Here is a 14,157-nt window from a genome sequence, read left to right on the forward strand (position 1 = left end):
CCGCTACCGGCCCGGCGGCCTGCCTGCCGCCGCCCGGTGGAGCAGGCGGCGGGCCGGGACTTGAACTGGGTTTAGAATTGCCGCTTCAGCCCATCCATCGGTTCGATGCGCAAGGCGGCGGGCCGCTCGATCCTCACCTCGGGCCCGCCGCTTCCCGCCGTTCCGTAACGAACCGCGCCCAGCGAACACCGTGTCACAACTCAACCTGATTCCGCACATCCGCAAACTGCTCGGCGAGCTGCGCCCGGCCGAGCAAAAGGTCGCCGAGCTGGTGCTGGACGATGTCGATTTCGCGCTGCATGCCAGCATCACGGAATTGGCCCAGCGCGCCAACGTATCGGAGCCGTCGGTCACGCGCTTCTGCCGCGCGGTCGGCACCGACGGGCTGCGCGATTTCAAGGTGAAGCTGGCGCAGAGCCTGTCGGGCGGCCTGTCCTATTCGCAGGCCTCGATCGAGCGCGACGACACCACCGCCACCCTGGTCGAGAAGATCTTCCACACCACCATCTCGGGCATCCAGCAGGCCTGCGACACGATCCAGACCGTCGAGCTGGAGGCCGCGATCCGGGCCATCTCCAGCGCGCGGCGGCTGATCTTCCTCGGCGTGGGCTCGGGTTCCGGGCTGGCGATCCAGGACGCCATGCTGCGCTTCCTGCGCCTGGACATCCCGACCAGCGCCTTCGCCGACGGCCATCTGCAGCGCCTGCACGCGGGGCTGGCCGAGCCGGGCGACGTGGTGTTCGCGATCTCGCACGCGGGGCGCAGCCCCGAAGTCAACGACAGCATCAAGATCGCCCGCAAGCGCGGCGCCACCACCATCGCCCTCACCAATGCGGGCGCCCCGCTGGTCGCGCTGGTCGACATCCCGGTGATCCTGCACATGCCCGGCACGGTCGACCCGAACACGCCGGGCGTGTCGCGGATCGTGCAGCTGTGCGTGATCGACGCGATCTCGATCGGCGTGTCGCTGCGCCAGGATTCGGTGATGCTGGAGAAGCTCCGGCGCGCCAAGGCCGCGCTGCACGCCAGCCCCTCGCCGAAGGAAGCCTGAGGCGGCGCGATCGCGGCGCACGGGAAACCGGCGCGCCCGCCCTGCGCGTGCCGCGTCGTGATCCCAGCCTGCCCCATCCATGAACTTCGACCTCTCCGACCTCCGCGCCTTCGTCGCCTCCGCCGATTTCGGCAGCTTCCGCGCCGCGGCCGATTCGCTGCACCTCTCGCCTTCCGCCCTGTCGCGGCGCGTCGAGAAGCTCGAATCGGCGCTCGGCGTGAAGCTGTTCGAGCGCACCACACGCCGGATGGAGCTAACCGTGGCGGGGCGCGCCTTCATCGACAAGGCGCGCAACGTGCTGACCGAGCTCGAGAGCTCGCTGTTCGGCATGGAGGACCTGGGGCGGCGCCTGACGGGCCTGGTCACCATCGCCTGCGTGCCGTCCGCGGTCAGCTTCTTCCTGCCCGACACGGTCAAGCGCTATCACCACGCCTACCCCGGCATCCGCGTGCGGCTGATCGACGAGAACTCCTCGGTGGTGTTTCTCTCGGTGGCGCGCGGCGAGGCCGATTTCGGGCTCACCTACATCGGCACCCAGGAGCCCGATATCGAGTTCACGCCGATCCTGCAGGACCCGTTCGTGCTGGCCTGCCAGCGCGATCATCCGCTGGCGCGCAAGCGTTCGGTGAGCTGGGCCGAGCTGGCCGAGCAGCCGGACTACATGCTGCTCGCGCAAGGCAGCGGCAACCGCACCCTGATCGACCACGCCCTGGCCAGCTCGGTGCGCCAGCCCAACTGGTTCTGCGAGGTGCAGCACGTGCCGGCGCTGGTGAGCATGATCGAGGCGGGGCTCGGGATCGGCATCGTGCCCAGGCTGGCGCTGCCGCGCGACCGTCATCGCGCGCTGGTCAGCGTGCCGGTGACCGAGCCGGCCGTGGTTCGCACGCTCGGCGTGATCCGCCGCAAGAACCGGCCGCTGGGGGTGGCCGCGCAGCACTTCTTCGACATGCTGGTGCATCCGCGCGAAGCGCCGCGTCGCCGCGCCAAACCCCGCCCGGCAGCCTGAAACGAGCGCCGCGCGGGCCGGCGCGGCGGGCTTCGATTCGCGCGTTTCGCGCATCAATCGAACGAAAAAATGCGTTTGTCACGGTAATCGCCTCGGCCACATCATGAACGGAACAGGAGCGGCCCATCGCGGCGCCGCCCGACATTCCGATTCGCGATCCAGGAGACGACGCATTCCATGACCCAAGCCATCACTTCCAGCGGCATCCTCGGCAAGGCCGAACTGACCGACCTGACGATCGAGGCGCTGTGCGCGCTCGGCCTGGCGCGCGACGATGCAGGCGATGTCGCCACCATCCTGGTGCTGGCCGACCTGTTCGGGCTGCGCACCCACGGCACCAGCCGCATCGAATCCTATGGCGCGCGCCTGCGCATCGGCGGCATCAAGGCCCGGCCCGAGATTCGCGCCGAACAGGTCGGCCCGGCGCTGCACCGGCTCGACGGCGACAACGGCGTGGGCCCGCTGGTCGGCTACCGCGCGCTGCAGCTCGGCATGAAGGCGGCGCGCGAACAGGGCATCGCCTGCGTGCTGGTGCGCGGCAGCAATCATTTCGGCCCGGTCTCGCCCTACAGCTACCTGGCCGCCGAGCAGGGTTTCGCCAGCATCATCGGCAGCAATGCCACCACCACCATCGCGCCCTGGGGCGGCACCGACGCCCGGCTCGGCAACAGCCCGGTGGGTTTCGGCGTGCCCAATCCGGGCGGCCGCCCCTTCATGCTGGACATGGCGATCAGCGTCGCGGCGCGCGCCAAGATCCGCAACGCGCTCAAGCGCGGCGAGTCGATCCCGGGCGACTGGGCCACCGACGCGCAAGGCCGCCCGACCACCGACCCGAAGGCGGCGCTCGACGGCTTCCTGCTGCCGATCGGCGGCCACAAGGGTTATGGCCTGGCGCTGGTGGTCGACCTGCTCGCCGGGCTGTTGTCGGGCGCGGCCTACCTCACGCACGTGAAGTCCTGGGAGGACGAGCCCGACCAGCCGCAGGACCTCGGCCACTTCTTTATCCTGATCGACACGCGGATGCTGGGCAGCGGCGACTGGCTGGCGCAGCGCATGGGCGACTACGCCGCGATCCTGCACGGCTCGGCGGCGGCCGACCCGGCCGCGCCGGTGGTGGTGCCGGGCGAGATCGAGCTGGCGCGCCTCGAGCGGCAGATGCGCGACGGCATCGATATCGGCGAGGCGCAGCGCGCGATGCTGGAAGCCGCCGCCGGCATCCGCCGCGAGGCCTGAGCCGGCCGCGGCACATCGAGAGGAGACAGGCGGCGGCGCCGGCATCGAGCCCGGCCCGTGCCTCCATGACAAGCTAAGGAGCGGCATGTGACCAAGATCCGATGGCGTATCGTTTTGCTGCTGTTCATCGCGGGCTTCATCAACTACCTGGACCGCTCGGCGCTGTCCGTCGCGGCGCCCGCCGTCGCGCAGGAGCTGCATATCTCGCCGGCGCATCTCGGGCTGGTGTTCTCGACCTTCTTCATCGGCTACGCGGCCTTCAACTTCATCGGCGGCTGGGCGGCCGACCGCTGGGGCGGCAAGAACGTGTTCTCGGGCGCGATCCTGCTGTGGTCGCTGCTGTGCGGCGCCACCGGCCTGGCGAGCGGCTTCGGCTCGCTGCTGGCGGTGCGCACCCTGTTCGGCATGGCCGAGGGGCCGCTGGCCACCACCATCAACAAGATCGTCAACAACTGGTTTCCGCACAGGGAATCGGCCACCGCCTTCGGCTTCGCCAACTGCGGGCTGCCGCTGGGCGGCGCGGTGGCGGGGCCGGTGGTCGGGCTGATGACCGCCGCCTACGGATGGCGCGTCGCGTTCGCCGGCATCGCCTGCTTCGGGCTGGTCTGGCTGCTGTTCTGGCATCGGCTGGCGACCGACCGGCCGCGGCAGCATCCGCGCGTCTCGATGCAGGAGCGCGAGCTGATCGAATCGGATCGCAGCGTGCCGGAGACGCCGGCCGACGTGCAGCGGCTCGGCACCTACCTGCGGCAGCCGGCGATCCTCGCGGCGATGATCTCCTACTTCGGCTACAGCTACATCCTGTTCTTCTTCCTCACCTGGTTCCCGAGCTTCCTGACCATGGACCGGCACCTGAGCCTGAAGAGCATGAGCCTGGCCACGGTGCTGCCCTGGCTGCTCGGCTTCATCGGCTACGGCCTGAGCGGGCTGCTGTCGGACTGGATCTTCCGGCGCACCGGCAATGCGCTGCGCGCGCGCAAGTGGGTGCTGATCGTCTGCCTCGGCACGGCCGGCATCTGCGTGGCGCTGGCCGGCGCGGTGACCACCACGCTCGGCGCGCTGCTGCTGATGGCGGTCGGCGTGTTCGCGCTGTATCTGAGCGGCAGCACCTACTGGGCGCTGATCCAGGACACCATTCCCGGCCCGAAGCTCGGCAGCGTCGGCGGCTGCGTGCATTCGATCGCGAATTGCGCGGGCATCGTCGGCCCGGCCGTGACGGGTTTCCTGGTGCAGGAAAGCCATACCTTCTTCAGCGCCTTCGTGCTGGCGGGAGCGATCGCCCTGGCCAGCGTGCTCGCCGTGGCCGTCCTGCTGCGCCCGGGCGCGGCGGCCGGGATCGAGGCGAATGCGGCGCGCGCGGCAGGCTGAGCTTCGATGACGCGATCCTCCATGTCACTGCCGCCGATGCCCGGCGAAGGCTTCGCGCCGGATTTCGTCGCCGCGCTGCCGGCCCGGCGGCTGGCCGCCGGGGGAGCGCTGTACGTGGCCGATGCGGGCGACGTGGGCGACGTGTGTGAGCCGAGCCTGTTGTTCGTGCATGGCGCATTCCACGGCGCCTGGTGCTTCGGGGCATGGATGCAATGCCTGGACGAGATCGGCATCGCCTCGGCGGCCCTCGACCTGGCCGGGCATGGTTTCCTCGCGAACGAGGCCCTGCCGCCGACCACGACCATCGACGATTACGCCGAAGCAATCGTCGAGGCCGCCTCGCTGCCGGGCCGTGGCCTCACCGTGGTCGGTCATAGCCTGGGCGCGCTGGCGGTGGCGCGGGCGGCGGCACGCATCGAGTTCGCCGGCATCGTGCTGCTCGCGCCCTCGCCGCCCGGCAACCTGCCCGGCGCGGCTCGCGTGGCCGGCGTGGCGCCGGGTGAACCGGTGGCGCCGCCTGCCTACGAGCCCGCGCTGCAACGCTATCTCGGCGGCCAGGCCCGGGCATGGAGCGAGCATTGGTATCGCCTGCTGGGCAGGGAAAGCCCCGCCGCGCTGAACGATCGCTACACGCTTGGCCTGGCCGTCGATCCGGCGCCGCTCGCGCGCAAGACGCACGTCGTGTCGGCCGGCCTCGACGATCCGGCGCGCCACCCCGAAGGCCAGGACGCCGCGATCGCGCGCTTCTACGGCGCCTCGTATCGCCTGCTCGCCGACGCGCCGCATTGCCTGATGCTCGGCCCGCATTCGGCGCTCGCGCTCGCCGAGGTGCTGGACTGGCATCGGCGTCCCGGCGGCGGCGTCACGCCTCGATAGACGACATCCCCCTCCCACTCTCGACTTGATTCCATCGCCATGAGATTCGATCCGTCCTTGCTTCAGGCCTTCGCCCCCGAAGGCCGGCTGCGTGCCTCCATCAACCTCGGCAACCCGATCCTCGCCGGCAAGGACGCCGCGGGCGAGCCGGCCGGCGTGTCGGTCGACCTCGCGCGCGCCCTCGCCGAGCGCCTCGGCGTCGAACTGGAACTGGTGGTGTTCGATGCGGCAGGCAAGTCGGTGCAGGCCGTCGGCGAGGAACGCGCCGATTTCGGTTTCTTCGCCATCGATCCGCTGCGCGGCGAAACCATCGCCTTCACCGAGCCCTATGTCCTGATCGAAGGTTATTACCTGGTGCGCGACGCCTCGCCGATACGCGGCAACCAGGACGTGGATGCCGCCGGGCATCGCGTGGTGGTCGGCCAGGGCAGCGCCTACGACCTGTTCCTGACGCGCAGCCTGAAGCACGCGCGAATCGTGCGCGCGCCCACCTCGCCGACGGTCGTCGAGACCTTTCTAGAACAGGGGCTGGAGGTGGCGGCGGGCGTCAGGCAGCAACTGCAAGCCGATGCCAGCACCACGCCCGGCCTGCGCCTGCTCGACGAGCGCTTCATGGTGATCCGGCAGGCGATGGGCTTGCCCAGGCGCCGCGGCCCCGCCGCGGCGCGGGCCCTGCATGACTTCGTCGAGGCGATGAAGGCCTCCGGCTTCGTCGCCGAGGCGCTGGCGCGGCACGGCATCGTCGGCGCGTCGGTGGCGCCGGCGGCGCCGGTGGCATGAGGCCGGGGCAGGGAGCGCGCCGTTCGCGTGCCGCCCTGCCCGTCGCGACACGCTCGATCAAGCAAGCGCGACACGCGACATCAGCGCGATGGTCGCGAAGCCCAGGATCGTCATCAGGATCGACGACGACACATGGATCGCGACCTCGGCCAGTGCCCAGCCCATCCGCCCGCGCTGGAGGTTGCCGACCACCTCGGCGGAGAAGGTCGAGAACGTGGACAGGCCGCCCATCAGCCCGGTGGTGACGAACAGGCGCCATTCCGGTGGAATCTGCGGCATGCGCGCGAACACCGCCAGCGCGACGCCGATGATGTAGCCGGCAATCACGTTGGCCGCGAGCGTGCCGAGCGGCAGCTCGGGATACCAGGCATTGAGGCGGATCCCGAGGAACCAGCGAAACAAGGATCCCAGCGCGCCGCCGACCGCCACCGCGAGAATCGATTGGAACATCTGTGACGCTCCTTTGAATGCGCCCGACGACGCATATGGCATGCGCGCCGCCGTCGGCTAGGGTTCGCGCGAGCGCAGTTCGGGATGCATGCGGATATGCAGGAGTACGAGCCAGCGGCTCGGGCAATCGTCGGCGATCGAGACCACCCGCGGCGGGCTGCCGTCGAAGCCCAGGTAGCGCCGCGAGGCGGCCGCCTCGTAGGCCCGCCTCGCGTCGAGGCTGAGCCAGCGCATCGCCATCGGCATCGTCACCGCGCCGAACGCCGCGAACCACCAACGTTGCATGCCCGGCTGGATCGCCATCGCCAGGCAGGACAGCAGCCAGGCCAGCACGGCGTTCACGGCCAGCGCATAGGCCGCCAGCGCCAGTTGCCCCCTCATCTGCTCCCGCTTCGGATCCCAAGACATCGTCGCGCCTCCTGGTGGCCGGGTTCGTCATCCTTCGAGCGTTGCCGCCTCGCAGGGCAGGAACACCGCGCGCACGTTCTTCAGTCCGGTACCGTGCGTGCGCCAGAATTCGCGCAGCTTGCTCTCGAGGTCGATCAGTTCGATGCAATGCGGGAAGCGGTGATGCACCAGCTCGGCATGTTCGTGATGCAGCCGGTCGCCGTTCAGGTAACCCGCGTGGACGCGGTGCAGCACCGCCTGCTCGATGCCGGCCCGCTTGGCGCGCTCGAGCAGGTGATGCGCCAGGCTGGGACGCGCGAGACGGTGCCAGAAGCGCTTCGGGACATGGTGGGCATGGGCGCGTTCGGCATGGTGGAAGTACAGGCGCAGCGAAATCAGTTTGGACATGATGGACAAGAAGATGGAACAAAGGGGTACAGGGATCAGGACTGGGTGGAGGTGGCAGCGGCGGCCGCGGCGCGACGCGCGCGTCGTAGCGCGGGTATCTCCGACAGCCGCATGCCGGCGGGCAGCAACGGATGCTTGGCGTGGTCGACGCGCTGGGCGCGATAGATGCCGGTGTGCCCGGAGAACAGGTAGGCGACCACGCAGGCCAGCGCCGCATACACGGCAATGTCGGCGCCGAACAGTTCGATGGCCATGATGGTCGACGCGATCGGCGTGTTGGCCGCGCCCGCGAATACCGCGACCAAACCGAGGCCGGCCAGCACCGGAATCGGCAGGGCCAGCAGATGCCCCAGCGCGTTGCCCAGCGTCGCGCCGATATAGAACAGCGGCGTCACCTCCCCGCCCTTGAAGCCCGAGGCGAGCGTGACCACCGTGAACGCGAACTTGCCCGCGAAGTCGTAGGCGGGCAGCGGCCCGTCGAAGGCCTGGACGATGGTGGGAATGCCGAGCCCGAGGTACTGCGGGACATCGAGCGCGACGGCCGCCAGCGCCACCACCGCGCCGCCCAGCAGCGGCCGCGCCGGCGCATAGGCGACCTTGCGCTTGATGAAGGCCGACAGCGCATGCGTCGAATCGGCGAACAGCATGCCGACGAGGCCGAACACGATCCCGGCCACGATCACCGAGCCGATGCCGGGGAGCGTCGGCGGAGGAATCAGGGGAATGCGGTAGACGGTATGGTGGACGCCCCAGGCCAGGCACACCTGGTCGGCCACCAGCGACGAGGCGATGCAGGTCAGCAGCGCGTCGTAGCGCAGGCGGCCGATCGCCAGCACCTCCAGGCCGAAGATCGCGCCGGCCAGCGGGGTACCGAACACCGAGGCGAACCCGGCGGCGATCCCGCCCATCAGGAGGATGCGGCGCGCTTCGCGATCGAGCCCGAAATGCGCGGTGATCCGGTCGGCCAGCGCCCCGCCCATCTGGACCGCGGTGCCCTCCCGCCCGGCGGAGCCGCCGAACAGGTGGGTCACCACGGTGGCGACCAGCACCAGCGGTGCCATGCGCTTGGGCACGATCTTCTGCGGATCGTGGATTTCGTCGATCAGCAGGTTGTTGCCGGACTCGACCGACTGGCCGACGCGGTGGTACACCCAGCCGGTCGCGAAACCCGCGAACGGCAGCAGCCACAGCAGCCAGGGACGGCCGAGGCGGAGGTCGGTGGCGCGATCGAGCGCATGGAGAAAGACGGCGGAAGCGGTGCCGGCAAGCGCACCCAGCAGGCAGGACAGGAGCAGCCAGCGCGCCACGTAGGGCAGCATGGCCAATTGCTCGAGGGATTTCAGCTTTTTCATGGTTTCCAGGTTTGAAGCAGCATCAAACCTGGGCGATGGCGGCACCTCGCGGACGACCTACGACCTCCCTCACCCAGGAACTCGTAGGCATCATCAGCCGCTGGCAAGCGGCGGTTACGGGAGGTATGCCATCTCCGAAAAGCGCTCCGATCTTACCGGACAATTCGCTCGCCCCGCAATGCCGCCGCTTCCGGCAACGGCATGGCGGGGATGCCGAGGATTCAGTCCGCGATCGACGCCACCGGCATCGCGCCGGTCACGATTTGTCCTGCGTTCCGAGCGAGCCGTACTCGATCGGCATGCGCGTGTAGAACAGGCGAATGCCCTCGGTCTTCAGGCGCTCGAGCAAGGCATCGATCCTCACGTCCTCGGCGATCAGGGTGACGGTGACCGGCTGGTCCGCCAGTTCGAAGAAACGCGCGGCATGCAGCTTGCCGCTGGCGTCCACCGCCTCCGATAGTTCGGCCACCGTGGCCCCGACGATGTTCGCCTGCCTGGCCTCGTCGAGGATCCATTCGACCAGCGTCATGTGCTTGACGCGATGGCTCTGGTTGGCGGCATACAAGGTGAGCTGACTTCCGTTCATGAGCGCCTCCTGATCGGGCAACGCGGTTTCGCATCCGGCGCGCTCGAGCGCAAGCCGGCATCGCGCCCGAGACGAACGAAGGAAAGGGTCGATTTCATGGGAAACCCGATTCGTGCAGTTTGCAGAAATCCGGGCAACAGGACGCTTGAGCAATGCCTACGCGTCCTGGAGCCAGGGACCGTAGGCATCATCAGCCGGGCAATGCCGGCGGTTGGGTCGAGGAGGAATGCCATCTCCGTGCGCGCAGTCTAGCATGGCTCGCCGCGCGGCGTGGCATGGAAATTTATTTCGGATTGCTTTCGGTTCGCGCTCAGGCCTCCGGACTGTGGCACACCATCTCGATGTTGTGCCCGTCCGGGCCGATCACGAAGGCCGCGTAGTAGTTCGCGTGGTAATGCGCTCGCAGGCCGGGCGCGCCGTTGTCCTTGCCGCCGGCCGCCAGCGCCGCGCGATGGAAGGCATCGACCTGCTCGCGATGATCCGCCGTAAAGGCCAGGTGCAGGTGCGCGGGCGTCTCGTCGGTCTGGTACAGGCACAGGGAGGCCTTGCCCTTGGGACTCATTTCGATGCCGTAGGTCGGCACGCCCTCGCCGAGCACCGCGACGCCGATCGGCTCGAGTGCCTTGAGGAAGAAATTTTTGCTTGCCGCGTAATCGCTGACGCCGAATTTGACATGGTCGAACATGAATGGCTCCTGGCAAGGGGATGCGAGACGATGACACAAGCGCGCGATGTCTTCAATCCTCGTTTCGAGCAGGATGCGCCTGCCCGCCATCGTATCGATGGACTCGCCCGAATAGCTCGATATCCTCACCATCGACCACCATGCCCGCGCCATCGGGGCAAGCATGCAGGTTCGGCAGGGTCGACGACAGGCTGCGCTGCCAGGCCATCAGGTTCGCCGGATCGAAATGCGGCCAGAAGCGGAAGTCGACCAAGGCGAGCCCGGCATCGTCGGTCGATTCCGGATCCCGGATGTCCCCGCACAACAGCGCCGATTCGATGCTCGGCGTCATCAGGATCGCGCCCGCGCTGACGCCGATCAGCACGCCGCCCTCGGCCGCGTAGCGGGCCAGGCGTGACAGCCCATCGCCGCGCCGCAGCCAGGACAGGAAGGAAAAAGTGTTGCCGCCCGACAGGTGGATCGCATCGCACGACAACACCGCCGACCATGCCGCCTCGGACGCGGGATCGCGCGGATCCACCCGCGCGGCCAGTTCCGCGCCGATCGAGCGGTAGTAATCGGCCTGACGATGGAAATGGAGAAGCCGCGGGTCGGGCTCGGCGGGAACATGGCCGATCCGTGGGCGCTCGCGGCCGATCAGTTGCAGCAGGCGCGCGTTCATGGCCTCGTTGCCGGGTGCTTCCTGATCGCTGTACAAGGCCAGTCTTCGATGAATCGGCATGATGCCTTCCGGTCGGTTTCGCGTTGGCGGGATTGTCCCGTGACTGGCGCCGGCGCTCAAGCCAGCGTCGCCTGCTCCCGGATCATGTCGTACAGCGCCTGCGCCGCCGGCGACAGATGCGCGGTCCTGCGCGCCACCAGCACCAGGGTTCGCGACACCGGCGGATCGACCAGCTCGATGGTGCGAACGCCGGGATAGGCGCCCTTCTGGATCGCCAGCCGCGGCACCACCGCCGCGCCCACGCCCTGCGCCACCAGGCCGACGGCCGTCGAACTGCGCTGCACCTCGTAGAACGACTGCAAGGCGAACTGCGCCGAACCCAGCGCGAGATCGAGCAAGGGCCGGTTGCCGCTGAACTCTCCCGCGAAGATCAGCGGATAGGCGTGCAACTGCTTCCACGCGATACGCCGCCGCCGAGCCAGCGCGTGATCCTCATGGCAGATCAGCACGTAGCGATCCTCGGTGAGCGGCACGCTCAGCAGATCGGGATGATGCTCGCCCGCGATATGGATGCCGAACTCGGCCTCGCGGCGGCGCACCGCCTCGATCACGGCCGACGAGGCGTGGTCGAGGATATTGACGCGGTTGTGCGGATGACGTGCCGAGTAAGCCTGCAGGATGCGCGGCAGGTACTGCACGCCCACCGTCGGCACGCAGGCGATCGAGACGTCGCCGCGGCGCGCCATGCCGGTCTCGCGGATCTCCGCCAGCGAATCGGCCAGCTCGCCGAGCAGGCGCCGCGCCTGCGGAAGAAAATCGCGGCCGATCTCGGTCAGCATCAGCGAGCGCGTGGTGCGCTCGATCAGCTTCACCCCCAGGAAATCCTCCAGCTTGCGCAGACGCTGCGTGATCGCCGTCTGCGTCACGTGCAGCGCCTCGGCCGCGCCCTGGAAGCTGCCGCGATCCGCCACGGCGATGAATGCCTGCACGCCAAGCGTGTCGATTTTCATAAGAAAAAGACATCAATGCCGAAAATACTTTCATTTTACTGCTCGGCGCACGAGGCTCAAGCTATCCATCCCGCGAGGAGACGACCCCACATGAACATCACCATACTCGACGATTATTTCGACACGCTGCGCCACCTGCCCTGCTTCCACAAGCTGGACGGGCAAGCCGTGACGATCTGGAACGACCATGTGCAGGACCTCGACACGCTGGCCGAGCGGCTGCGCGACACCGAGGTACTGGTGCTGATCCGCGAACGCACGCAGATCCGCGCGCCGCTGATCGCGCGCCTGCCGAAACTGCGCCTGATCAGCCAGCGCAGCGTCTATCCGCATATCGACATCGCCGCCTGCACCGAGCACGGCGTGATCGTCTCCTCGAACCAGCATGCCGGCAGCCCCTCGTACGCGGCGGCCGAGCTGAGCTGGGGCCTGGTGATCGCGGCGATGCGGCAGATTCCCCAGCAGATGGAGGCGCTGCGCGCCGGCCGCTGGCAGATCGGCGTGGGCCGCAGCCTGCGCGGTCGCACGCTGGGCATCTTCGGCTATGGGCGGATCGGTGCCGAGGTGGCGCGCTACGGCGCGGCCTTCGGCATGAAGGTGCTGGTCTGGGCCAGCGCGGCCTCGCGGCAACGGGCCCGCGACGACGGCTGGGACGTCGCGCCGGACCAGCAGGCCTTTTTCGAGACCTGCGACGTGCTCTCGCTGCACATGCGCCTGGTGGCCGCCACGCACGGCATCGTCACCGGGCAGGACCTGGCGCGGATGAAACCCGATGCGCTGCTGGTGAATACCAGCCGCGCCGGGCTGATCGCGCCGGGGGCGCTGGAGCAGGCCTTGCGGGCGGGCCGCCCGGGCATGGCGGCACTGGACGTCTACGACGAGGAACCGTTGCGCGATCCCGGGCATCCGTTGCTGAACATGCCGAACCTGGTATGCACGCCGCATATCGGCTATGTGACCGAGGACGAATACGAGATTCAGTTTTCCGACATATTCGACCAGGTCGTGGCCTACGCGGCCGGGCAGCCGATCCACGTGGTCAATCCCGAGGTGCTGGCACACGCGCCAACGCCGGGCGACGCCGCCGTCGAAGCCCTGATTCTCGACCTGCTGGAGTGGATCGGCTCGGGCGCGCGGCCCTACGGCGAGGTGATGGAGGCCTGGCGCACCTCGTGCCCGCGCCTGCCGGTCTGGGAGGAAGCCGGCGCGCGCGGTTACCTGGAGCGCAGTCACGCGCCGGGTGGCGTCGCCGAGGTGAGGGTCAGCGAGACCGGCGCGGCCCATCTGCGTGCGCGCCGCAAGACGCCAGGGTGAGGGCTCGGGGGCCGCGCCTCCCATGCGGCCCGGTGCGCTCCGATCCGGCCCGAGACGCCGACGAGCCTGAACACGTCCGTTGCGCGGGCCATTCGTCCCGCGTCGTGCCTCGACACCTGCCGGCTGCGCCAAAAGGCGCCGGCACCTTACTGCCAAGGCACCGGGCCGCTCGCCGCGGCTGATATCCATATCGCGATTCCTTGGTTGGGAATCGCTCCCCGCTTCGCTAGTATCCAACGCGCCCTTGCCCACGCGCGTCGCCGACCAACGCGTCGCACGCGACCCGGCAGCCACTCCAATCCGCTTCCCGCTCCTATGTCCCAGTCAACGCATCCCGGCTCATCGCCCGGGACCTTCACGCGCGCGCTCGCCGAAGCGATCGTGCGCGCCGAGCCCTTGCGCGACCCGGCCGCGATCGCCGCCGCGCGCGACGGCCTGCTCGATTTCCTCGCCGCCGCTTTCGCGGGCGCCGACGATGCCGGCTATCGCAAGCTGCTGGCCGCCCTGCCCGCGGATACGCCACGCGACGGCGGCGTTGCCGTGATCGGCCGCGCGGCCGGCGCCTCGCCGCAGCAAGCCGCGCTGCTGAACGGTTATGCCGGCCATGCGCTCGACTACGACGACGTCCACAGCAGCGTGCGCGGCCATCCCGGCACGGTGCTGCTGCCGGCGCTGCTCGCACTCGCGCAGCAGCGCCGGGCCAGCGCGCTCGCACTGCTCGAGGCCTATGTGATCGGCGTGGAGACCATGGCGCGCCTGGGCCTCGCGCTCGGCAGCCGCCATTACGAACTCGGCTTCCACAACACGGCCACGCTCGGCACGCTGGGCGCGGCAGCCGCCACCGCGCGCCTGCTCGGGCTCGACGCGGCAACGGTCGAGACCGCGCTCGGCATCGCCGCCACGCAATCGGCCGGCCTGCGCCTGCAATTCGGCAGCGAGATCAAGCCGCTGCACGCCGGGCTCGCGGCCCGCGCCGGCCTGTTCGCCAGC

Annotated in this window: 15 protein-coding genes, 1 pseudogene and 2 riboswitches; of the genes and pseudogenes, 8 read left to right on the top strand and 8 right to left on the bottom strand. The window is 69.1% G+C overall.

Annotated features, from left to right (window positions below; all coding sequences use genetic code 11):
* Nucleotides 1-190 precede the first annotated feature (190 nt).
* From F3J18_RS17120 to F3J18_RS17145, 6 genes are all read left to right on the top strand, one after another.
* Nucleotides 191-1,051 carry an SIS domain-containing protein gene (locus F3J18_RS17120; protein WP_025098396.1) on the top strand — a complete coding sequence of 287 codons (861 nt, stop codon included), beginning with the start codon at nucleotides 191-193 and terminating at the stop codon, nucleotides 1,049-1,051.
* A gap of 79 nt (nucleotides 1,052-1,130) precedes the next feature.
* A complete protein-coding gene (locus F3J18_RS17125) occupies nucleotides 1,131-2,057 on the top strand; it encodes a LysR family transcriptional regulator (RefSeq protein ID WP_025098395.1) in 927 nt (308 codons plus the stop codon).
* A gap of 177 nt (nucleotides 2,058-2,234) precedes the next feature.
* On the top strand, nucleotides 2,235-3,290 hold the full coding sequence (locus F3J18_RS17130) for an Ldh family oxidoreductase (protein ID WP_166913453.1): 1,056 nt from the start codon (nucleotides 2,235-2,237) through the stop codon (nucleotides 3,288-3,290).
* Nucleotides 3,291-3,377: 87 nt separating this feature from the next.
* Entirely contained in the window at nucleotides 3,378-4,658 is a 1,281-nt protein-coding gene (locus F3J18_RS17135) for an MFS transporter (RefSeq protein WP_025098393.1), read from the top strand.
* A gap of 21 nt (nucleotides 4,659-4,679) precedes the next feature.
* Nucleotides 4,680-5,534 (top strand): alpha/beta hydrolase, encoded by an 855-nt coding sequence (locus F3J18_RS17140; protein WP_166913454.1) that lies wholly within the window; start codon nucleotides 4,680-4,682, stop codon nucleotides 5,532-5,534.
* Between the two features lie 39 nt (nucleotides 5,535-5,573).
* Entirely contained in the window at nucleotides 5,574-6,314 is a 741-nt protein-coding gene (locus F3J18_RS17145) for an ABC transporter substrate-binding protein (protein ID WP_166913455.1), read from the top strand.
* Between the two features lie 57 nt (nucleotides 6,315-6,371).
* Here F3J18_RS17145 and crcB read toward each other — a convergent pair whose 3' ends face one another.
* From crcB to F3J18_RS17185, 8 genes are all read right to left on the bottom strand, one after another.
* Entirely contained in the window at nucleotides 6,372-6,764 is a 393-nt protein-coding gene (crcB, locus tag F3J18_RS17150) for a fluoride efflux transporter CrcB (protein WP_166913456.1), read from the bottom strand.
* A gap of 57 nt (nucleotides 6,765-6,821) precedes the next feature.
* Nucleotides 6,822-7,172, bottom strand: coding sequence for a hypothetical protein (locus F3J18_RS17155; RefSeq protein WP_166913457.1), 351 nt, complete (start codon nucleotides 7,170-7,172; stop codon nucleotides 6,822-6,824).
* Nucleotides 7,173-7,199: 27 nt separating this feature from the next.
* Nucleotides 7,200-7,559, bottom strand: a complete 360-nt coding sequence (locus tag F3J18_RS17160) for a DUF190 domain-containing protein (protein WP_166913458.1) — start codon at nucleotides 7,557-7,559, stop codon at nucleotides 7,200-7,202.
* Nucleotides 7,560-7,594: 35 nt separating this feature from the next.
* A complete protein-coding gene (locus tag F3J18_RS17165; RefSeq protein WP_166913459.1) occupies nucleotides 7,595-8,911 on the bottom strand; it encodes a voltage-gated chloride channel family protein in 1,317 nt (438 codons plus the stop codon).
* A 77-nt stretch (nucleotides 8,912-8,988) separates the two neighbouring features.
* Nucleotides 8,989-9,056: riboswitch (Fluoride riboswitch) on the bottom strand.
* A 111-nt stretch (nucleotides 9,057-9,167) separates the two neighbouring features.
* A complete protein-coding gene (locus tag F3J18_RS17170; protein ID WP_166913460.1) occupies nucleotides 9,168-9,497 on the bottom strand; it encodes a DUF190 domain-containing protein in 330 nt (109 codons plus the stop codon).
* 174 nt (nucleotides 9,498-9,671) lie between these two features.
* A riboswitch (Fluoride riboswitch) is annotated at nucleotides 9,672-9,743 on the bottom strand.
* Nucleotides 9,744-9,807: 64 nt separating this feature from the next.
* Nucleotides 9,808-10,182: a VOC family protein gene (locus F3J18_RS17175; RefSeq protein ID WP_166913461.1), complete on the bottom strand. Its 375-nt coding sequence runs from the start codon at nucleotides 10,180-10,182 to the stop codon at nucleotides 9,808-9,810.
* A 52-nt stretch (nucleotides 10,183-10,234) separates the two neighbouring features.
* Nucleotides 10,235-10,963: a Type 1 glutamine amidotransferase-like domain-containing protein gene (locus F3J18_RS17180; protein WP_166913462.1), complete on the bottom strand. Its 729-nt coding sequence runs from the start codon at nucleotides 10,961-10,963 to the stop codon at nucleotides 10,235-10,237.
* Nucleotides 10,960-11,853: a LysR family transcriptional regulator gene (locus F3J18_RS17185; RefSeq protein ID WP_166913463.1), complete on the bottom strand. Its 894-nt coding sequence runs from the start codon at nucleotides 11,851-11,853 to the stop codon at nucleotides 10,960-10,962. The genes F3J18_RS17180 and F3J18_RS17185 overlap by 4 nt, the downstream gene beginning before the upstream one ends.
* Nucleotides 11,854-11,943: 90 nt before the next feature.
* Between F3J18_RS17185 and F3J18_RS17190 the strand changes: the two are divergent.
* Together F3J18_RS17190 and F3J18_RS17195 are read left to right on the top strand one after the other, a co-directional pair.
* A pseudogene (locus F3J18_RS17190) lies at nucleotides 11,944-12,912 on the top strand (D-2-hydroxyacid dehydrogenase family protein); the annotation flags it as partial.
* 570 nt (nucleotides 12,913-13,482) lie between these two features.
* On the top strand, nucleotides 13,483-14,157 hold a 675-nt coding region (locus tag F3J18_RS17195; RefSeq protein WP_166913465.1), incomplete at its 3' end, for an MmgE/PrpD family protein.

Origin of the sequence: Burkholderia sp. Ax-1720, assembly GCF_011753035.1 — a bacterium.
GTDB classification, from domain to species: domain Bacteria; phylum Pseudomonadota; class Gammaproteobacteria; order Burkholderiales; family Burkholderiaceae; genus Burkholderia; species Burkholderia gladioli.